Annotated in this window: 17 protein-coding genes; 8 read left to right on the forward strand and 9 right to left on the reverse strand. The window is 68.0% G+C overall.

Annotation, left to right across the window (positions count from 1 at the left end; all coding sequences use genetic code 11):
* Positions 1 to 55: 55 nt before the first annotated feature.
* The 3 genes from ACZ1A1_RS02905 to ACZ1A1_RS02915 are packed head-to-tail and all read left to right on the forward strand — an operon-like array spanning position 56 to position 3,179.
* Positions 56 to 1,264: an ABC transporter permease subunit gene (locus ACZ1A1_RS02905; RefSeq protein ID WP_463618685.1), complete on the forward strand. Its 1,209-nt coding sequence runs from the start codon at positions 56 to 58 to the stop codon at positions 1,262 to 1,264.
* Positions 1,261 to 2,391 (forward strand): amino acid ABC transporter permease, encoded by a 1,131-nt coding sequence (locus ACZ1A1_RS02910; RefSeq protein WP_463618686.1) that lies wholly within the window; start codon positions 1,261 to 1,263, stop codon positions 2,389 to 2,391. The genes ACZ1A1_RS02905 and ACZ1A1_RS02910 overlap by 4 nt, the downstream gene beginning before the upstream one ends.
* A 29-nt stretch (positions 2,392 to 2,420) precedes the next feature.
* Entirely contained in the window at positions 2,421 to 3,179 is a 759-nt protein-coding gene (locus ACZ1A1_RS02915) for an amino acid ABC transporter ATP-binding protein (protein ID WP_119255464.1), read from the forward strand.
* 74 nt (positions 3,180 to 3,253) lie between these two features.
* On the opposite strand, the gene ACZ1A1_RS02920 is transcribed toward ACZ1A1_RS02915, so the two are convergent.
* Genes ACZ1A1_RS02920 through ACZ1A1_RS02955 form a run of 8 tightly spaced genes read right to left on the reverse strand, consistent with a single transcriptional unit; the run spans position 3,254 to position 11,620 of the window.
* Complete coding sequence (locus ACZ1A1_RS02920; protein WP_463618687.1) at positions 3,254 to 4,042, reverse strand: ABC transporter ATP-binding protein; 789 nt, start codon at positions 4,040 to 4,042, stop codon at positions 3,254 to 3,256.
* Positions 4,039 to 4,992 (reverse strand): ABC transporter ATP-binding protein, encoded by a 954-nt coding sequence (locus tag ACZ1A1_RS02925; protein ID WP_463618688.1) that lies wholly within the window; start codon positions 4,990 to 4,992, stop codon positions 4,039 to 4,041. The genes ACZ1A1_RS02920 and ACZ1A1_RS02925 overlap by 4 nt, the downstream gene beginning before the upstream one ends.
* Positions 4,979 to 5,818, reverse strand: coding sequence for an ABC transporter permease (locus tag ACZ1A1_RS02930; protein WP_203315531.1), 840 nt, complete (start codon positions 5,816 to 5,818; stop codon positions 4,979 to 4,981). The genes ACZ1A1_RS02925 and ACZ1A1_RS02930 overlap by 14 nt, the downstream gene beginning before the upstream one ends.
* A complete protein-coding gene (locus ACZ1A1_RS02935) occupies positions 5,815 to 6,837 on the reverse strand; it encodes an ABC transporter permease (protein WP_203315532.1) in 1,023 nt (340 codons plus the stop codon). The genes ACZ1A1_RS02930 and ACZ1A1_RS02935 overlap by 4 nt, the downstream gene beginning before the upstream one ends.
* Before the next feature lie 16 nt (positions 6,838 to 6,853).
* The gene (locus ACZ1A1_RS02940; RefSeq protein ID WP_463618689.1) at positions 6,854 to 8,416 is read right to left on the reverse strand and encodes an ABC transporter substrate-binding protein; all 1,563 of its coding nucleotides are present in this window, start codon (positions 8,414 to 8,416) and stop codon (positions 6,854 to 6,856) included.
* Between the two features lie 34 nt (positions 8,417 to 8,450).
* On the reverse strand, positions 8,451 to 9,572 hold the full coding sequence (locus tag ACZ1A1_RS02945) for a DUF917 domain-containing protein (RefSeq protein WP_313193887.1): 1,122 nt from the start codon (positions 9,570 to 9,572) through the stop codon (positions 8,451 to 8,453).
* Positions 9,569 to 11,113, reverse strand: coding sequence for a hydantoinase/oxoprolinase N-terminal domain-containing protein (locus tag ACZ1A1_RS02950; protein WP_463618690.1), 1,545 nt, complete (start codon positions 11,111 to 11,113; stop codon positions 9,569 to 9,571). The genes ACZ1A1_RS02945 and ACZ1A1_RS02950 overlap by 4 nt, the downstream gene beginning before the upstream one ends.
* Before the next feature lie 3 nt (positions 11,114 to 11,116).
* Positions 11,117 to 11,620: an Lrp/AsnC family transcriptional regulator gene (locus tag ACZ1A1_RS02955; RefSeq protein ID WP_313193885.1), complete on the reverse strand. Its 504-nt coding sequence runs from the start codon at positions 11,618 to 11,620 to the stop codon at positions 11,117 to 11,119.
* A gap of 234 nt (positions 11,621 to 11,854) precedes the next feature.
* Between ACZ1A1_RS02955 and ACZ1A1_RS02960 the strand changes: the two genes are divergently transcribed.
* The 4 genes from ACZ1A1_RS02960 to ACZ1A1_RS02975 all read left to right on the forward strand — a co-directional run bounded on the left by ACZ1A1_RS02960 (position 11,855) and on the right by ACZ1A1_RS02975 (position 16,265).
* Positions 11,855 to 13,417, forward strand: a complete 1,563-nt coding sequence (locus ACZ1A1_RS02960) for a D-aminopeptidase (protein WP_463618691.1) — start codon at positions 11,855 to 11,857, stop codon at positions 13,415 to 13,417.
* 135 nt (positions 13,418 to 13,552) lie between these two features.
* The gene (locus ACZ1A1_RS02965) at positions 13,553 to 14,404 is read left to right on the forward strand and encodes a D-amino-acid transaminase (RefSeq protein WP_463618692.1); all 852 of its coding nucleotides are present in this window, start codon (positions 13,553 to 13,555) and stop codon (positions 14,402 to 14,404) included.
* A gap of 26 nt (positions 14,405 to 14,430) precedes the next feature.
* Complete coding sequence (locus tag ACZ1A1_RS02970; RefSeq protein WP_463618693.1) at positions 14,431 to 15,468, forward strand: DmpA family aminopeptidase; 1,038 nt, start codon at positions 14,431 to 14,433, stop codon at positions 15,466 to 15,468.
* On the forward strand, positions 15,465 to 16,265 hold the full coding sequence (locus tag ACZ1A1_RS02975) for a M55 family metallopeptidase (RefSeq protein WP_463618694.1): 801 nt from the start codon (positions 15,465 to 15,467) through the stop codon (positions 16,263 to 16,265). Before ACZ1A1_RS02970 ends, ACZ1A1_RS02975 begins: the two co-directional genes overlap by 4 nt.
* On the opposite strand, the gene ACZ1A1_RS02980 is transcribed toward ACZ1A1_RS02975, so the two are convergent.
* Positions 16,266 to 17,201, reverse strand: coding sequence for a LysR family transcriptional regulator (locus ACZ1A1_RS02980; RefSeq protein WP_463618695.1), 936 nt, complete (start codon positions 17,199 to 17,201; stop codon positions 16,266 to 16,268). It lies immediately after the preceding gene.
* Positions 17,202 to 17,443: 242 nt separating this feature from the next.
* Here ACZ1A1_RS02980 and ACZ1A1_RS02985 point away from each other — a divergent pair, with 242 nt between their 5' ends.
* Positions 17,444 to 19,069, forward strand: a complete 1,626-nt coding sequence (locus tag ACZ1A1_RS02985; protein WP_463618696.1) for an amidohydrolase — start codon at positions 17,444 to 17,446, stop codon at positions 19,067 to 19,069.
* Positions 19,070 to 19,095 lie beyond the last annotated feature (26 nt).

The raw sequence follows: 19,095 nt of genomic DNA on the forward strand, positions 1-19,095 counted from the left end.
ACTGGACCGGGGCGGCATTCCGCCCCGGTCCCTCCTTCGGCTGTGGTATCTCGATATGACTGTGCACCAAGCGAACGCGGCCGGAGTTCCGGCCGACGACGATCTTCTGGCCCGCCGCCGGCGCAACCGGATCCGGTATGACGCCATCCAGTTCGCCGTCATCGCGGCTGCTGTCGTTCTGGTGGCGCTCTTCGGCTATGCCGTGAAGGAAGGGCTCGCCCGCCACGGCATCAGGTTCAGCTTCTCGTTCCTGTGGGACGCCGCCGGCTTCGACATCAGCGAAGGCAAGACCTTCGTCTTCGACGGAAGCTTCTGGCCGGGCCTGACGGACTTCACGTCGGATCGCCTGATCGCTCAGGCCTTCGTCACGGGCATCGTCAACACGATCAAGGTGGCGATCCTCGCCATCATCCTCAGCACCGTGCTCGGCACGCTGCTCGGCGTCGGCCGTCTGTCGACCAACTGGGTGGTGCGCAACCTCTCCTTCTGGTGCGTGGAGTTCGTGCGCAACACGCCGCTGCTGATCCAGCTCGTCTTCTGGTATTTCGCCGTCGTCCTGCATTTCCCGCCGCTTGCCGCGGCCGCCAGGTTCTACGGCGTCGTCATCAGCCAGCAGGGCCTCTATTTCCCCGCGCCCGCATGGCAGGGCGGCTCCTCGCCGCTCGCCGTCGCCGTCGCGATCCTCTTCTGGGCAGCCGTGCTCGGCCTTATCTTTATTCGGCAGAAGAAGGCGCGCTGGATGTGCGCCGGCGCGGCCGTCGTTCTTGCCGGCGTCATGTTCGCGACCGGCGTTCTGGGCCTCGACGTTCCCGTCACCTCGAAGTTCCAGGCGCGCGGCGGCACCAGCATGAGCCCGGAAATGGCCGCCCTGCTGCTCGCCATCGTCTTCAACAGCGCGTCCTACATCGCGGAGATCGTGCGCGGCGCCATCGACGCGCTGCCGAAGGGCCAGTGGGAGGCCGCCGCCTCGCTCAGCCTCACCCGCCGCGATACGGTCAACGACATCATCCTGCCGCAGGTCTTCCGCGTCGTGCTGCCGTCCTTCGGCAACCAGTATATCAGCCTGACGAAGAACACGGCGCTCGGCATCGCCATCGGCTATCCCGAACTCTTCAACATCTACGGCACCATCGCCAACCAGACCGGCCACAGCCTCGAAGGCATCGTGATCGTCATGGTGTCCTACCTGATCCTCAGCTGGGCCATCAGCGCCGCCGTCGACTGGGCCGACCGCCGCATGAGCAAACGCGGAGCCTCGCGATGATCGCAAAACCCCTCAAATGGTCGCGGCACAACCTGTTCGGCAAGCCGTTCGACGCCCTCCTGTCCCTGACGGTCATTCCCGGCGTCCTCTGGCTCCTCTGGCAGATCGCCAGCTGGGCGCTGACGGTGGCGCAGTGGGATATCATTCCGCAGAGCCTGCGCGTTCTGATGATCGGCATCTTCCCGGCCGATCAGGTCTGGCGCACCTGGGTCGCGGTGATGATCATCGCCATCCTTTTGGGTGCGGCGCTCGGCTGCGTCTTCGCCTTCCGCATGCGCCATGCCGGCGGCCTTCTCGCCGTCGTCGCGGCTTCGCTCGTTCTCACCGGGACGGAGAACCCCGCCAACGTTGCGCTGGTCGCAGCGACCGTCTCGCTCTTTGCCCTCGGCTGGGCGGCGAGCTCTCGCTTTCCGGCCGCCCGCAAGGTCCTGGTGCCGGCAAGCTTCGTCGGCCTCATCGCGATCTTCGCCGTCATGGCGCCGCCCGGCGCCGGCCTCTGGGGCGGCCTGCTGCTCAGTATCCTCCTGACGCTCGTCACCTCGATCGTCACGCTGCCGCTCGGCATCCTGCTCGCCTTCGGCCGTCGCAGCCGCTTTTCCAGCGTCCGCTGGATCTCGACCGCCTATATCGAGGTCATGCGCTCCGTGCCGCTCATCATGGTCGTCTACTGGATCTGGATCCTGATGCCCGTGCTGACGCCGCAGCTCAACCTTGCCGACGTGGTGCGCGGCATGATCGGCTTCACGCTGTTCTATTCCGCCTATGTCGCCGAATATGTGCGCAGCGGCCTGCAGGCCGTGCCGCGCGGCCAGACGGAAGCCGCCCGTTCGCTCGGCATGAGCGAGTTCGACATCAACCGCTCGATCGTCCTGCCGCAGGCCCTTCGCGTGGTGGTGCCGCCGCTCGTCGGCAACGTGCTCGACATCTTCAACACCGCCCCGCTGGTCTTCATCATCGGCCTTACCGATTTCCTGCGCGCCGGCCAGATGATCCTCGCCAATCCGCAATATGGCGACCGCACCTATGAAGTCTATTCGTTCCTGTTCCTGACCTATTTCCTCGTCGGATCCCTGATCACCTTCGTCGCCCGGAAGCTCGAAAAGCATCTTGCGCGAGGCACCCGATGAGCGAAACGAACAATGCCGGAGGCCGCTCCATGAGCACCATCGTCGAAATGAAGAACCTCAACAAGTTCTACGGTAGCCACCACGTCCTCAAGGGCATCGACCTTGCCGTCACGCGCGGCGAGGTGGTGGTGGTGATCGGCGCCAGCGGCTCGGGCAAGTCCACGCTGATCCGCTGCGTCAACGGCCTCGAAATGTACCAGAACGGCAGCCTCGTCGTGGACGGCTACCATGTGCCGGTCGAGGAGGACCGCCTTCTCGGCGGCGAGCGCGAGCTTGCCGCCATTCGCAAGGGCGTCGGCATGGTGTTCCAGCAGTTCAACCTGTTCCCGCACAAGACGGTGGTGGAGAACATCACCATCGCGCCGATGCGCGTGCATAAAAAGTCGAAGGCCGAGGCCGAGGCGACCGCCCTCAAGCTGCTCGACCGCGTCGGCCTAAAGGCGCATGCGCACAAATATCCCGGCCAGCTCTCCGGTGGCCAGCAGCAGCGCGTTGCCATCGCCCGCTCGCTGGCGATGGAGCCGCACCTGATGCTGTTCGACGAGCCGACTTCGGCGCTCGACCCGGAAATGATCGGCGAAGTGCTCGACGTCATGCGCGAGCTTGCCGCCGACGGCATGACGATGATGATCGTGACGCACGAAATGGGCTTCGCCCGGGAAGTCGCCGACCGCATCGTCTATATCGACCAGGGCTCGATCCTGGAGATCGGCAAGCCGGACGAGTTCTTCGACAACCCGCAGAACGAGCGCGCGCGCTCCTTCCTCGCCCGCGTGCTCAAGCACTGAAGGGGTTTTTCAGTCCGACATGTTGCGCCGATCCCGGGAAGTCCCGGGGTCGGCGTCGTCGTTTGGGGGAATGATCAGCCGATGGCGGGATTGCGGCCGAAGGACAGGAGCTCGCGCGTATAGGCCTCGGCGGGTGCGCGGATCACGTCCTCGGTCCGGCCGAATTCGACGACGTCGCCGCGCCGCATGACGAGGAGCGTATCGGAGATATGCGCGACGACCTTCAGGTTGTGCGTGACGAAGAGCATGGAAAGACCGCGGCTTTCCTTGAGGTCCGAGAGCAGGTTGAGGATCTGCGCTTGCACGGAGACGTCGAGCGCCGAGGTCGGCTCGTCGAGGATGAGGAGGCCGGGTTCCAGCGCCAGCGCGCGGGCGATGGCGACACGCTGCGCCTGCCCGCCCGAAAGCTCGCGGGCGCGCCGGGCGAGGAAGTCGGCCGGAAGGCCGCAGTCGGAGAGGAGGTTCGCGATCTTCTCGCGCATGGCGACGCCCTGCCGCCGGCCGGCCGCCAGCATGGGCTCGGCGAGGATTTCCTCGATGGTGAGCCGCGGGCTCAGCGACAGGAAGGGGTTCTGCGAGACGACGCCGATCTTCTGGCGCGCCTTTCGAAGGGCATCGCCCTTCAGCGCCAGCCAGTCCTGCCCGTCGAGGCGGATCGCGCCGCTTTCGACCGGCAGCAGCCGGAGGATGGCGCGCAGCAGGCTCGTCTTGCCCGAGCCGCTTTCCCCGACGATGCCGAGCGTCTCGCCCCTTTCGAGGCGGAAGCTCGCACCGTTGACGGCGGGCTTCGGCCGCGCGGCGAAGAGGCCGGTGCGGTAGCGGATGACGAGCGTGTCGACGTCGAGCATCGGGGCCGGGGTCATGCCGCGTCCTCCGGCAGGTGGCACAGCCAGCGATGGGCATCGCGGCGGCGCTCGGGCGGCGGCTCGGCGCTGCAGACGGTCATGGCCTGCGGACAGCGCGGCGCGAAGGCGCAGCCGGTGATGGCCGAGCGCGGCGGCGGGATCGAGCCCTCGATGGCGGCAAGGCGCGCGCCGTGCGGGGCGGCATCGGGAAGGGCGGCGAGGAGCGCGCGGGTATAGGGATGGCCGGGGCTTTGCAGCACGGCGGCGACCGGCCCGGTCTCGACGGAGCGGCCGGCATAGAGCACGGTCGCCCGGTCGCAGGCTTCCGCGATCACGTCCATGTCGTGGGTGATCATCAGCACGGTCAGGCCCCGCTCGGCGACGAGCTTACGCAGGAGCGCCAGCACCTGCGCGCCGACCGAGACGTCGAGCGCCGTCGTCGGCTCGTCGGCGATCAGGAAGTCCGCGCCGGTGGCGAGTGCCTGCGCGATGACGACGCGCTGCTGCATGCCGCCCGAGAGCTGGTGCGGATAGCTCTTCAGCACCCTTTCCGGATCGGGAAGGCCGGTCGCGGCGAGAAGCGATAGGGCTTCCGCGCGGCGGGCCTGCCGGGGCATGTCGCGATGGGCGCGGATGACGTCGTCGAGCTGGCGGGCGATGGAGAGCACCGGATTGAGTGCTGCGGCGGGGTCCTGCGAGATAAGGCCGATGCGCCGGCCACGCAGGCGCGCCGCATTTTCGCGAAGGTCCTCGCCATCGAAATGGAAGCGCTCGGCGGTAATGCGCGCGCCCTTCGGCGCGAGGCCGAGCGCCGCCATGCCGGTCATGGTCTTGCCGCAGCCGGATTCGCCGATCACGCCATGGATTTCGCCGCGCTCGATCTCAAGGCTGACGGAGCGCACGGCATGGACGTCGCCGTCCGGCGTCGGGATGCTGACCGAGAGGTCGCGGACATCAAGCAGAGGCACGGGCGGCACCTCCCTTGCGCTCGCGCAGGGCATCGCCGAGCACGCTGAAGGCAAGCGCCACGATGAAGATCGTCATGCCGGGCATGGCCGAATACCACCAGCGCGCGGGGAAGAACTTGCGGCCGGCATCGACCATCTGGCCCCAGTCGGCGGTCGGCGGCAGGACGCCGAGGCCGAGGAAGGAGAGGGCGGCGGCCGTCAGCAGCGCCGGGCCGACGTCGAGCGCCGCCTGGACGGTCAGCGGCCGGCCCGTGGCGGGCAGGATGTGCCTTATGATGATGCGCGGATGCGAAACGCCGGCAAGGCGCGCGGCCTCGACATAGGGCTGGCCGCGCAGCACCAGCACTTCCGCACGGGCGAGGCGGGCATACCAGGGCCACCAGGTCACGGCGACGGCGATGATGCTGTTGAGGAAGCCCGGCCCGAGCGCCGCGGCCATCAGCACGGCGAGCAGCAGCGCCGGGAAGGCGAGGAAGACGTCCGTTCCGCGCATCAGCGCCTCGTCGATCCAGCCGCCGAAATAGCCGGCGGCAAGGCCGACCGGCAGGCCGATGAGCAGCGAGAAGGCGACGATCAGCACGCCGTTGGTCAGCGAAACGCGGGTGCCGTAGATGATGCGGCTGAGGATGTCGCGGCCGAGATGGTCCGTGCCGAGCCAGTACTCCGCCGAGGGCGGCCGAAGCTTGGCGATGACGTTCGGCGCGCCGGCGCCCTGCGCCGGATAGGGCGCGATCCACGGCGCGAGGATCGCGGCGGCGACGAAGAGGACGACGATTGCAAGGGCGATGGTGCCCGGCCAGCCGAGGCGTTGAACGAGACGTGTCATGAGAGCGCCACCCGCGGGTCGACCAGGGCCTGGGCGATGTCGATGATGAGGTTCATCACGACATAGCAGATCGTCACCACCATGGTGACGGCGGCGATGACCGGGAAGTCCTTGGCAAGGATCGCCTCGGAGACATAGCGGCCGAGGCCCGGCCAGGCGAAGATGATCTCGACCAGCACCGCCCCGGTCAGCGCATAGGCGAAGGAGAGGCCGATCACCGTCAGCGCCGGCCCCATGGCGTTCGGCAGCGCGTGGCCGAAGAGGATGCGCGGCTCGGAAAGGCCGAGCGCGCGGGCGGCGACGACGTGGCGGCGCTCCAGGATCTCGATCATCGCCGAGCGCGTCAGCCGCATGGCGACGCCGGCCGGATAGGAAGCGAGCGTCAGGGCCGGCAGGATGAGATGCGCCAGCGCATTGCCGAAGACGTCGGCGCGGCCGGCAATGATCGCATCGATGAGGTTGAAGCCGGTCACCATCTGCAACGGCGCGGAAATGGCGATTTCGCGCGACAGGCGTCCGGAGAGCGGCAGGATGCCGAGCCATTGCGCGAAGACGAGTTGCAGCAGCATCGCCAGGAAGAAGGTCGGCATGGCGACGGCCGCGATGGATCCGAGGCTGCCGAGCCGGTCCGGCCACCGGCCCTGCCGCGCCGCGGCGGCGACGCCGAGCGGGATGCCGATCAGCAGCGCAAGGCCGGTGGAGAAGACCGCGAGCTCCAGCGTTGCTGGAAGATAGGCCCTAAGGTCCTCCGCGATCAGCCGGCGCGACTTGTAGGAGACGCCGAAATCGCCGGAGGCCATGGCCGAGGCGAAGGTCGCGAAGCGCGCCGGGAGCGGCGCGTCGAGATTAAGCTCCTGACGCGCCTTCTCGATCTGCTCGGCCGTCGGGCGCGGGCCGGCATAGAGCGCTGCGGGGTCCGAGGGAACCACCTGCGCCACGATGAAGACCAGAAAGGTCACCCCCACCACCACGAAGGCGGAGAGGATCATGCGGCGCAGGATGTAGCGGAGAAGTTCCATCGGACCGCCGTAAGCCTTACCGGCTCAGTTCGTTGACGAAGTTGACATGCCCGTAGGCCGGGTTGTCGACATAGCCCTTCACGTCCGCGCGGATGACGTGGACATTGGGCTGGTCCAGCATGAACACGGCCGCGGCGTCCTCGATGATCTTGCGCTGCGCCTCGATGAACAGCGCTTCCGCGCGGGCGCGGTCGGTGCCGGAGAGCTTGGCCGCCTCGTCGATCTTGGCATCCACATCGGCGTTCGAATAGTAGCCGAGGTTGAAGTTAGGCTTCTCCTCGCTGTGGAACAGGTTGAAGAGGAAGTCGTAGGGCGTGACGAAGGTCGGCCACCAGAACATGACGAAGATGTCCTGCGCGGCTTCCGGGTTCGACTTGCCGAGCTGCCACTGGGCCTCCCAGGCCATCGGCTGCAGCGTCAGCGTGATGCCGAGGGTTTCCAGATTGGCCTTCCAGAGTTCGCCGGCGACGGCTTCGAGCGCCTGCGAGGTGGAATAGGTCATGGTGAGTTCGAGGCCCGGCTCGATACCTTCCTCGGCCAGCAGCGCCTTGGCGGCTTCGAGGTCGGTCTTCGGAACCGGCGCGTCCGCATCGTGGCCCCAGATGCCGGCCGGAACGACGCCCTTGGCGCGCGTGCCGAAGCCGCTGGTGCCGGCGGCGATCACGTCGTCATAGGGGAAGGCCAGCGACAGGGCCTGGCGCACCTTCACCTTGTCGAGCGGCGCGCGCTTGACGTTGTAGAGGCCGAACAGCGTCTCGAAGGACGGATTGACGACGACGTTGAGGTCCGGGTTGGACTTCAGCGCTTCCAGGTTCTCGTAGGGCAGGCTGTAGGTCCAGTCGGCCTGGCCGCTCTCGATCATGTTCTGGGCGAGGGTCGCATCCTCGACGATCTCGAAGGCGACCGTCTGGAAGGCGCCTTCGGGCACTTCGCCCCAATAGCCTTCCACGCGCTCCAGCACCGCGCGCTGGCCGGGCTCGTAGCGCGAGATCCTGAACGGGCCGGTACCGGCATCGTTGCCGGCGTTGAACCAGGCATTGTCCTTGTCGAGTGACGACGGCGCATGGATCCAGGCGGCAAAGCCGGCCGAGGCGATGAGGTCGAGCGGCTGCGGCTCGGAAAGCCTGAAGACGACCTTCAGCGGCTCCGGCGTTTCGATCGACGTCACCGGTCCCCAGATGAAGGAGGCACCGCCGCCGATCTTCTTCGTGCGCTCGATCGAGCCCTTGACGGCCTCGGAGGTGAGCGGGCTGCCGTCGTGGAACTTGACGCCGTCGCGCAGGGTGAAGGTCCAGGCGAGGCCGTCTTCGCTGACTTCCCAGCCGGTGGCGAGCAGCGGCTCGATCTTCGCCTCGGCCGTATCGGTCGCCGGGATGTAGCGGGCAAGGCCCTCATAGACATTGGCGAGCACCGCGCCGTCGTTGGAGAACGAGGTCGCGGGGTCGAGGTCCGGGAAGCTGGTCGGGCAGGCGAGGGTAAAGATGCTGCCCGTGCCCTGCGCCATGGCAAGGTTCCAGCGGGTGCCGGCGGCGGCAAGGGCGGCGAGAGCGGTCGTCTTCAGGAAATTACGGCGATTCATGTCGGTCTCCCATGGAGGTTGGTGGGGCGGACGGTCAGGCGTCTTCTTCGTATTGCGGGACGGCGGGCGCATCGGCGGATATGCCGACGGGCACGAAGTCGAAATCATAGCCGAAGGCCCGCGGGCCGACGGATTCGAGCGCGATCTCGCTGCGCAGCAGCACCGGCGCGGGCATGGAGAGCACGTCGATGCGCAGGCCGTAGCGAAGCTCTTCCGTGCCGATGGCGCGGCCGGTCTCCGAATCAACGATGCAGATCAGGTCCGGCACCATGGTGATGATCGCCTCGCCCTCGCGGGCGATGAGGTATTCGTTCTGGATCTCGATGGCGATCGAGCGGCCGGCGTCCTCGTCGAGCCCCGCGACGGTCAGCGTGCCGCGGTTGAAGCCGGCGCTGACGCGGCGGGCGATGTCGGTGACCTTGCCGCGCATCAGGCGTATGCCGCCGGATTGCCTGAGGATCGCCTCGACCGGGTCCTCCTTGGCGGCGCGGGCGTTCAGCACCGCATTGCCGAGGCTCCAGGCCTGGCTCGTCGTGTGCGGCACGCCGAAGCGGCGCACGAAGTCGCCGGACATCGGCGCGGTCGTCATCAGCGCCGTGCAGCCCATGGCGATGGTGCTGGCGCGCAAAAGCTTTTCCAGCATCTTCGGCGTGGTCGCCTCGGTGACGATCAACACGTTGCCGTCGGCATCGGCGAGCGCCGCCGGCTGCACCGGCTGGCCGTGGATGAAGAAGGTCGTCATCTGCACCTCGGGGAAGGCGCGGCCCATGCCGTCGGCGTCCACCACCGGCAGGTCGACCATGGCGGCCGTCAGCATCGGCGCGATGCCGTTGCCGCCGCCGACCTCGTCGCCGAGCAGCGCGTCGACCTTGCGGCCGAGGTGATGCTCCAGCGCGTGCATCAGGCGCACGCCCTCGGCGCCCTCCGCGATCTTCTCGATGCCGACGGTCGGCGCGCCGATGCCGCCGATCCCGATGATCTGCGCGTCCGGGGCCATGTCGGCCGGGCGCACCATGCGGATGCGCTTGCCCTCGCGCAGCAGCGCCTTGGCGCGCAGCGAACCGTGATAGGTGCTGCCGCCGCCGCCGGTGCCGAGAATGCCGCAGCCGACCGCGATCCGGTCGATATCCGCCTCGGTGAGCGTCCAGTACTTCATGCCCTGAGTTCTCCAATGACTTTCGCCGCGATGCGCACGGCATTGCCGGGCAGGTAGGCCAGCGGCGTCTCCTCGATTTCGGCCAGCGTCACCGTCTCGGCCGCCGCGCCCGCCTCGACCGCGCGGGCGCGCGCCTCGGCCACCACGCTTTCGAGCGCCTTCTCGCGCGTCGTGCCTTCCAGCGAGACCACGCTGTCGACCTCGCCGGAGACCTGCGCGATGGCCGCGCCGATGGCATTGGCCGAGCCGAAATGATCCGGCTTCAGCGAGACGGAGGTACCCTCCAGCAGCCCGTCGACGAGCACCGAGCCGCCGCCGACGAGGATGGCCGGGATCGGCTCCGCGCTCGGCTTCATGCGGTCGAGCACCGTCTCGATGCTGGCCTTCATCTGCGCCAGCATCCGGCGGGCGAAATCGGGCGTGATTTGGGACAGGCGGTCGCGCTCGCCGAGATCGACGAGGCCGGCGGCCACCGCGATGTCGGTCGCCGTCAAGGTATCGCCGCCGAAGCAGAGCGCCTTTTCCGGCAGGCGGAAGCCAACAGAATCCGGGCCGACCGTCGGCGCGTCGCCGGGCCGCACGATGCTGCCGCCGCCGAGGCCGAAGGAATAGACGTCGGGCACGCGGAAATTCGTCGGCACGCCGCCGATCATCGCGCCTTCGCTGCGGGTGCGCGGGAAGCCGGCGACCAGCATGCCGATATCGGTGGTGGTGCCGCCGATGTCGATGACCGCGGCGTCGGAGAGCCCGGTGAGGAAGGCCGCGCCCCGCATGGAATTGGTCGGGCCGGAGGCGATGGTGAAGACTGGGTAGCGCTCGGCGAAGTCCGCCGTCATCAGCGTTCCGTCGTTCTGCGTCAGATAGAGCGGGCAGTTAAGGCCGAGCGCGGAAAACGCCGCGCGGAAGGCGCCGACCGTCTCGCGGCCGAGCGTGTGGAGGCTGGCATTGAGGATGGTGGCGCTCTCGCGCGGCAGCAGGCCCGTGCGGCCGACACGGTGCGACAGGCTGATCGCCGCCTCCGGCATTTCCGCGGCGACGATCTCGGCCGCCTCGTTCTCCATGCGCGGATCGACCAGCGCGAAGACGGAGCAGATGGCGACGGCGCCGATGCCGCGCGCGCGCCAGTCGCGGCAGGCCTCGCGGATCGCCGGGCCGTCGAGCGGGGCGATCTCCGAGCCGTCATAGTTGACCCCGCCGCCGACCAGCGCCGCGCCGCCGTCGACGACGGGGCGGAGTGTGTCCGGCCAGTCGATCATCGGCGGCAGGGAGCGGGTGGAGGCGCCGCAAAGGCGCAGCACGCCGACCTTTTCCAGGTGCCGGCCTTCGACGACGGCATTGAGGAAATGCGTGGTGCCGATCATGACGGCATCGACCGAGCCGGCGGCGACGCCCGCCTCGGCGAGCACCGTGCGGATGGCCGCGCTCACGCCCGAGGTCACGTCCGCCGTGGTCGAGGACTTCACCGTCGCCAGAACCTCGGTGCCGCGCAGCAGCGCCGCATCCGTGTTGGTTCCGCCCACATCCACCCCAATGCGCAGCATGGATTATCCTTTCTTCTTGCCGCCGAGGTCCGAGCCGCGGCTGATCGCGGTCGTCCTCGTGCCGAATACCTTGTAGAGCCGCAGGACGACCGAGCTCGTCACGCGCTTGACGCCGGGCAGCTTGCCCAGCTCCTGGTCGATGAATTCGAGAAGTGCCGCATGGTCGGCGACGAAGAGCGAGGCGCTGAGATTGGCCGTGCCGCTGGTGGCGGCGAGGTAGCCGATCTCCTCGTATTCGGCGAGCTGGATGGCGACCTCCTCCAGCTTGCCCGCCTCGACCTCGATCAGGAGCTCGACCTGCACGTCGCGCCCGAGCGCCACGGGATCGGGAATGGCGCCGATCACGATCATCTTGGCCTGGAGGAGGCCGGCGATGCGGTTGCGGATCGTGCGCTCGGAGACGCTGCCGATCCGGCCGGCGATTTCCGCCGCCGAAAGACGGCCATCCTCGGAGAGATAGCGGATGATCTCGCGGTCCAGATCGTCGACGATGTAGCGCTGGCTCATTTCCGGTTCCATATCGGCCTGAATGGGGAGAGTAAATTTCCGAAACGGAATTATGTCAAGAATATTTCAGCCATGACAGGGAAACGTTGTCGAAAATATCCTGCTTCGGAAGATTAGATGCGATAAATTGCCGAACCGGCAACGACGATGCCTTCAAGCGTTCCCGAATTTGAGGAGTTGCCTCGCCTGCCGGCGCTGACCAATATCCGGCCGGAAGAATCGAAGGAGACACGCATGGGCATGATCGACAGCGGGCGGATCGAGGCGGAGCTGGACGGGCTTGCGGCGTGCTTTTCCGGTCCGGGCGGCGTTGTCGGGGTGGTGAGCGAGGGGCGCGTGATCGCCCGGCGGGCTTTCGGCTTTGCCGATCTCGACACGCACCGGGCGATGACCGCCGCAACGCGGCTGCCGATCTGCTCGGTGTCCAAGCAGTTCACCTGCGCGGCGATGCTCGCCGCCTGCGGCTCGCCCGAGGCGCTGGATACGCGGCTCGCCGCGCGCCTGCCGAATTTCGAGGGACCCCTGCCGACGGTGCGGGACCTCTGCAACAACCAGTCGGGCCTGCGCGACTACTGGGCGCTGACCGTGCTGCATGGCGCGAAGGCCGAGCAGGAATTCTCGCGCGAGGATGCGGCGAAGGTCTTCGCCCGCACCCGCACCGGGCATTTCGCGCCGGGCACGCGCTATTCCTACAGCAACGGCAATTTCCGGCTCGTCGCCGAGCTCGTCGAGGAAGCTTCCGGCGAGACGCTGGAGGCGCTTTATGCGCGCCACATCTGGCAGCCGGCCGGCATGGCGGGTGCGGTGCTGACGGCCGATACGCGCCGGCCGGAAGACGGGGTCGTCGGCTATGAGGGCAACGACGCAGCCGGCTACATGCCGGCGGAGAACGGCATCTACTGGCGGGGCGATGCCGGCATTTCCGCCTCGCTCGACGACATGCTGGCCTATGAATGCTGGATCGACGCGACGCGCGAGGACCCGGAAAGCCTCTACCGGCGCATCGCCGTGCCGCAGACCTTCCGGGACGGCGCGGTAGCGGCCTATGGTTTCGGCCTGCAGCATGCGCGCGTCGGCGATTTCGCCTTCACCGGCCATAGCGGCGCCCTGCGCGGCTTCCGCGCCTACCGCATCGCCTCGACCGAGGCGCGGCTTTCGGTCGTCGTCATGTTCAATCATCACGGCGATGCCTATGGTGCGGCCCACCGGATCCTGCGCGCGGCGCTCGGCCTGCCGCATCCCGTCGCCCAGCCTCTCAAGGAGCGCTGGACGGGCCGGTGGATCAGCCGCGAGACCGGGCTGCTGGCGCGGCTGGAATCGGGATACGACGCGGCGACCCTGCGTTTCGCCACCTCGCCGGAAACGCTTTGGGAGGTGCCGGAGGGGGGCCTTGCTTCCTCCTCCGCCACGATCAGCCGCGAGGGCGGGGATATCCTGATGCGGCGCCCCTCGGAAAACCTTGCCGAGCGGCTGGTGCCGGTAGCCGCCGCGCCGCCGGTCTGCTCGGCGGAGATCGCCGGGCGTTACCATTCCACGGAGCTGGACGCCGGGGTCGTCATCGAATACCGGGATGGCGCCACCTTTCTCTGGGCCGAGGGCTTTCTCGGGACAGGCCGTCCGGAGATCGTCCTGCCGGCGGGGCCGGACCTCTGGATCGTCGCGACGCGGCGCTCGATGGACGCGCCGGCGCCCGGCGACTGGACGCTGCAGGCCCATCGCGACGAAGCCGGACGCATTGCCGGCCTGACGCTCGGCTGCTGGCTGGCGCGCGGCATCGGCTATGAAAAATGCGGCTAAGCTTCTGAAAGATAATAGCCTAGGCAGATTTTGCATAAGGTCCTGCCCAAATTGAATTGGTCAGCCGATGCCGGTCGTTCCTATGGTCCGCGCGAAAGCGGGGCAGTCCCGCGCAGCCGGAGCCAAGAGGAAGAGATGGGCAGGATCGTCTATATCCACGGTCAATTCGTGCCGGAGGAGGAGGCCCGCATCGGGCTTTTCGACCGCGGCTTCCTGTTCGGCGATGCGATCTACGAGGTGACGGCCGTCATCAACGGCCGGATGATCGACAACGACCTTCATCTTGCCCGTCTCGAACGCTCGGTGGGGGAACTCGCCATTCCGCTGCCGCTGCCGCTGGAGGAGATCGCGGCGGTGCAGGCGGAGCTGATGGCCCGCAACGGCCTGCGGGACGGCACGATCTACCTGCATGTCTCGCGCGGCGAGGCGGATCGCGACTTCCTCTATTCGGACGCGCTCGCGCCGCGGCTCGTCGGCTTCACGCAGGCAAAGGTGCTGACCGGCACCAAGGGCCAGCGGGAGGGCATTTCCGTCGATCTGGCGGAGGACCCGCGCTGGCAGCGGCGGGACATCAAGACCGCCATGCTGCTCGGCCAGGTCATGGCCAAGCAGGCAGCGCGCGCCCGGGGCTTCGACGACGTGTGGCTGGTGGAGGACGGGATGGTGACGGAGGGTGCCTCCGCGACGGCTCATGTCATCACCGCCGACGGGCGCATCCTCACCCGCGCTGCCTCGCAGGCGACGCTGCCCGGCTGCACGCAGCGCGCCCTTGCGCGGCTCTGCGCCGCCGAGGGCCTCGTCATCGAGGAGCGCGCCTTCTCGCCGGAAGAGGCGCAGGGCGCCGCCGAAGCGTTCCAGACCTCCGCCTCCAGCCTCGTCATGCCCGTCGTGCGCATCGGCGAGCGTACGGTCGGCGATGGCAGGCCCGGCCCGATGACGCGAAAACTCCAGGCCCTCTATCTGGAAGCGGCCGGCGTTCCGGTCTAGGAACGACAGGAATTGGGAGAGGCGGCATGAAGACGGCACGGGAATGGGGCTTGATGCCCGAAGGCAGGCTCGCGCCGGGACCGGGCAATGCCATCACGGATGTCGCTGGCGTTGCCGTCGGCCATCGCTCGCTGCGCGGCGACGGGCGCTTCACCGGCGTCACGGCCATCGTTCCCCATGCCGGCGATCCGTTCCGCCTGAAGCCGCGGGCGGCGGTCGAGGTCATCAACGGCTTCGGCAAGTCGGCCGGCCTGATGCAGGTGGCCGAGCTTGGCACCATCGAAACGCCGATCCTCCTGACCAACACCTTCAGCGTCGCGGCCTGCACCGAGGCGCTCATTCGCCGCGCTATCGCCGCCAACCCTGCCATCGGCCGCAAGACCTCGACGGTCAATGCGCTGGTCTGCGAGTGCAACGATGGCAGCATCAACGATATCCAGGCGCTGGCGGTAACGCCCGCCGATGCGGACGCCGCGCTGGATGCGGCGAAGTCCGGCCCGGTGGAACAGGGCGCGGTAGGCGCCGGTTCCGGCATGACGGCCTTCGGCTTCAAGGCCGGCATCGGCACGGCCTCGCGGCTGATGCGCATCGGCAAGCGCGATTTCACGCTCGGTGCGCTGGTGCTCGCCAATTTCGGCGCGGCAGGCGATCTCGTCCTGCCGGACGGCCGCCGGCCCGATCCGCGCGCGCCGGCCAATCCCGAGCGCGGCTCGATCATCGTTGTGATGGCGACGGACCTTCCGCTCGGCGATCGCCAGTTGCAGCGCGTCGCGCGGCGCGGCGGGGCGGGGCTTGCCCGGCTGGGAGCGTTCTGGGGGCATGGCAGCGGCGATGTCGTCCTCTGCTTCACCACCGCCGATCCGGTGGAGCACGATCCGGCCAAGGCCTTTGCCACGCAGGAGCGGCTTGCCGACGACCATATCGACATCGCCTTCCGCGCCGCCGCCGAGACCACGCAGGAGGCCGTGCTGAACGCGCTCTGCATGGCGCCCGCCACGCCCGCCCGCAACGGCCGCCTCTATCCCTCGCTCGCCGACTGGCTCAAGGAGAATCCGCTGCCATGAAAGTCTTCATCTCCGCAGATATCGAAGGCACCGCCGGCATCGCCCATTGGAACGAGGCCGACCGCACCCATCCCGATTGGGCCGAGTTTCGCGCCCTGATGACCGCCGAGGTGGTCGCCGCCTGCGAGGGCGCGCGGGCCGCGGGCGCGACGGAGGTGGTGATCAAGGACGCCCATGACAGCGGCCGCAACCTCATCCTCGACCGCCTGCCGGATTATGCCCGCATCGTGCGCGGCTGGTCCGGCCATCCCGACGAGATGATGTTCGGCATCGACGAGACCTTCGCGGCAGCGCTCTATACCGGCTACCATTCCAAGGCGGGGACGGAGGTCAACCCGCTCGCCCATACGTCGAACCTCCGCATCTCGCGGCTGCTGCTCAACGGCGAGGTCGCCTCGGAATTCACCTTCAATGCGCTCTGTGCCGCCGGCTACGGCGTGCCCTCCGTCTTCCTTTCAGGCGATGTCGGCATGTGCGCGGAGGCGCGGGCCATGGTGCCCGGCCTTGCCGCGGTCGAGACGCTGGACGGAAGAGGCAAGGCCTCCACGTCGATCTCGCCCGCCTGGTCGCGCCGCCTGATCCGCGAAGGCGTGGCGGCGTCGCTCTCCGGCGATTTCGCGCAGGCGCTTCCGGCAAGGCCCGATCACTACGAGGTGGTGATCGAGTTCGCCACGCCAACGGAGGCCTATCGCGCCGGCTGGTATCCGGGCGCCAAGGCGCACGGCCCCCGCGCCGTTGCCTTCGAGCACAGGGATTTTTCCGAGATCCTGCGCGCGCTGCTCTTCCTGAAAGTCTGATCAGGCGCGTTCCAGCGCCTGCTGCGCCGTGCGCCACAGGTCCTCGACCTTGCGGTTGCGCGGCGCGGCGTGGCGATAGAGGCGGATGTCGAGGTCGAGGTTCCAGCCCTCGTCGGCCGAGGCAGGCACGAGGCGGCCGGCCTCGATTTCCTCGCGCGCAAGGCTTTCCGGCAGCCAGCACACGCCGGCCCCCGTCATGGCCATGTTCATCAGGCCGGCGCTGATCGTGTTCTCGTGCGTCGTGCGGCGGCGGAACGGCGGGCGGCGCAGCATCAGGCGCGAGAGCGCGACACCGAAGAACGAATTGAAGCCGTAGCTGAGATAGGGAACGGCAAGCCGCGGCTGCGCGACGGCCCGGTCGAGGATGTTGCGCCCCGGCTGCGGCGTGCCGGACAGCACGATCTCCGTCGCCACGAGCGGGACCAGCCGGTCCTGCGCGACGGTCAGCGAGGCGAACTGCCCGCGATCGAGGTGGAACGGCACTTCGGGATGGGCATAGGTCAGGAAGAAATCCGCCTCGTCGCCGATGAGCGCGTCGAGATTGGCCTCGATGCCGCCGCGGTCGGGAATGAGCGAGGTGCTGAAGGCGCCGCCTTGCCTTTCCAGCGCCTGCAGCCAGCGCGGAAAGAAGGTGACGGTCAGCGTATGCAGCGCGGCGAAGCGGATGAGGCCCGGCTCGTTCGACGGACGAAGCGCCTCGCGCGCCGCATAGAAGGTACGGATCGCCTCCTGCGCGACGGGCAGGAAGTTGCGCCCGGCCGGCGTCAGTTCCGCGGGCATGGTGGCGCGGCTGATCAGCGTGGCGCCGAGCCAGCCCTCGAGCTGCTTGATGCGCCGGCTGAAGGCGGGCTGCGTGACATTGCGCAATTCCGCCGCGCGCGAAAAGCTCGACGTGTCGGCAAGCGTCACGAAATCCTCAAGCCACTTGATCTCCATCGCCGGCTCCCATCGCCTCCCGCGCCTTGAAAATGCGATCATAAGTCATTCAATAGAAATCACTATGCCGATTTCGCATAGGGTGGTGCCAAAAGCGAATTGGCCAAGGCCGGCTTAACCTCTCACGTTGCACCTGGAGGAAATAGGTGCTGGCTGGAGCCGTCCTGCCGCAGGAGCGTTCGGCGCTGTTGCGTGTGTGGTCGCGTCTCCGCGCTCCGCCGGTGCCGACAGGGGGACTGTGAATGGCATTCGGAATTGAAGCTGACCTTATCCTGGTGAACGGCCGCATCTGGCGCGGCCGCGCGGAGGGCGTCAGCGAAGCCCTTGCCGTTTGGCAGGGAAAGGTTCTTGCAACCGGCAGCAATGCCGAGATCCTGGGCCTCAAGGGCCCCTCGACCGAGGTCATCGATCTCGAAGGCCGCTTTGCGAGCCCCGGCCTCATCGACAACCACCTGCATCTAATCGCCACCGGCATCGCCATGGGCCATGTGGATGCGACGCCCGCCGCCGCGCCGACGCTCGCCGCCCTCATGGCGCGGATTTCCGAACGTGCGGCGACGACGCCGAAGGGCGCCTGGGTGCGCGGCCGCGGCTACGACCAGGTCAAGCTGGATACCGGCCGGCACCCGACGCGCGAGGATCTCGACCGTGCCGTGCCGGATCATCCGGTCCTGCTGACGCGGGCCTGCGGCCATGTCTCCATCGCCAATTCCCGCGCGCTCGACCTTGCCGGCATCACCGAGGCGACGCCGGTGCCGGACGGCGGCGTGATCGGCCTTACCGACGGCAGGCTGAACGGCCTGCTTGCGGAAAACGCCCAGAATCTCGTCAAGGCCGTAATGCCCGAGGCGACGACCGAGGAGCTGATCGATGCCATCGAGCGGGGCGGCAGGCATCTTCTTTCGTTCGGCATCACGAGCTGCATGGATGCGGCGGTCGGCCATGTCGCCGGCTTTGCGGAAATCCAGGCCTATGAGATGGCCAAGCTCGCCGGCCGCCTGCCGGTGCGCGTCTGGCTGACGCTGCTCGGCGATCCCGGCGTCTCCATCGTCGAGGATTGCTGGCGGGCCGGGCTGCTTTCGGGCAAGGGCGACGACATGCTGCGGGTCGGCGGCGTCAAGGTCTTCCTCGACGGTTCGGCCGGCGGGCGCACGGCCTGGATGACGAAGCCCTATGAGGGCGAGCCGGACAATATCGGCGTGCAGATGCTGCCCGACGACGTGGTTTATGCCGCCGTCAAGGACTATCACGACCGGGGCTACCAGATGGTCTGCCACGCCATCGGCGACGGGGCGATCGAGCAGCTCATCACCGCCTACGAGAAGGCGCTGGCCGGCAATCCCGACCCGGACCGCCGCCACCGCATCGAGCATTGCGGATTTTCCACGCCTGAGCAGCATGAGCGCATGAAGGCGGCGGGCATCCTGCCGGCGCCGCAGATGGCCTTCATCCACGATTTCGGCGACAGCTACATCGCCGTGCTCGGGGAGGAGCGCGGCCTTCCGTCCTACCCCATCGGCACCTGGATGCGCCTCGGCCTCAAGCCCTCGACCGGCTCGGATTCCCCGGTCTGCTCGCCCGATCCCTTCCCGAACCTCCACGCCATGGTGACGCGCCAGACCGGCAAGGGCACGATGATGGAGGCTTCCGAGACGCTGAGCCGCGAGGAGGCCCTGCAGGCCTATACCGAATACGGCGCCTATTCGCAGAAGGCGGAAGGCGTGAAGGGCCGGCTCGTGCCCGGCCAGTGGGCGGACATCGCCGTCTTCGACAACGATCTTCTGGAGGCCCCGACGGAGACCATTCTCTCAGGCACGCGCTGCCTGCTGACCCTGCTTGCAGGCCGCGTCGTGCACGATGCGCGCTGACGGCCTGCCGGACTGAAACGAAACGA

It is taken from the genome of Shinella sp. R2-11 (assembly GCF_055330205.1).

Coding starts and splice junctions, on each gene's coding strand:
- ACZ1A1_RS02905 (WP_463618685.1), top strand. CDS start 56: ATGACTGTGCACCAAGCGAACGCGGCCGGAGTTCCGGCCGACGACGAT.
- ACZ1A1_RS02910 (WP_463618686.1), top strand. CDS start 1,261: ATGATCGCAAAACCCCTCAAATGGTCGCGGCACAACCTGTTCGGCAAG.
- ACZ1A1_RS02915 (WP_119255464.1), top strand. CDS start 2,421: ATGAGCACCATCGTCGAAATGAAGAACCTCAACAAGTTCTACGGTAGC.
- ACZ1A1_RS02920 (WP_463618687.1), bottom strand. CDS start 4,042: ATGACCCCGGCCCCGATGCTCGACGTCGACACGCTCGTCATCCGCTAC.
- ACZ1A1_RS02930 (WP_203315531.1), bottom strand. CDS start 5,818: ATGACACGTCTCGTTCAACGCCTCGGCTGGCCGGGCACCATCGCCCTT.
- ACZ1A1_RS02935 (WP_203315532.1), bottom strand. CDS start 6,837: ATGGAACTTCTCCGCTACATCCTGCGCCGCATGATCCTCTCCGCCTTC.
- ACZ1A1_RS02940 (WP_463618689.1), bottom strand. CDS start 8,416: ATGAATCGCCGTAATTTCCTGAAGACGACCGCTCTCGCCGCCCTTGCC.
- ACZ1A1_RS02945 (WP_313193887.1), bottom strand. CDS start 9,572: ATGAAGTACTGGACGCTCACCGAGGCGGATATCGACCGGATCGCGGTC.
- ACZ1A1_RS02950 (WP_463618690.1), bottom strand. CDS start 11,113: ATGCTGCGCATTGGGGTGGATGTGGGCGGAACCAACACGGATGCGGCG.
- ACZ1A1_RS02955 (WP_313193885.1), bottom strand. CDS start 11,620: ATGAGCCAGCGCTACATCGTCGACGATCTGGACCGCGAGATCATCCGC.
- ACZ1A1_RS02960 (WP_463618691.1), top strand. CDS start 11,855: ATGGGCATGATCGACAGCGGGCGGATCGAGGCGGAGCTGGACGGGCTT.
- ACZ1A1_RS02965 (WP_463618692.1), top strand. CDS start 13,553: ATGGGCAGGATCGTCTATATCCACGGTCAATTCGTGCCGGAGGAGGAG.
- ACZ1A1_RS02970 (WP_463618693.1), top strand. CDS start 14,431: ATGAAGACGGCACGGGAATGGGGCTTGATGCCCGAAGGCAGGCTCGCG.
- ACZ1A1_RS02975 (WP_463618694.1), top strand. CDS start 15,465: ATGAAAGTCTTCATCTCCGCAGATATCGAAGGCACCGCCGGCATCGCC.
- ACZ1A1_RS02980 (WP_463618695.1), bottom strand. CDS start 17,201: ATGGAGATCAAGTGGCTTGAGGATTTCGTGACGCTTGCCGACACGTCG.
- ACZ1A1_RS02985 (WP_463618696.1), top strand. CDS start 17,444: ATGGCATTCGGAATTGAAGCTGACCTTATCCTGGTGAACGGCCGCATC.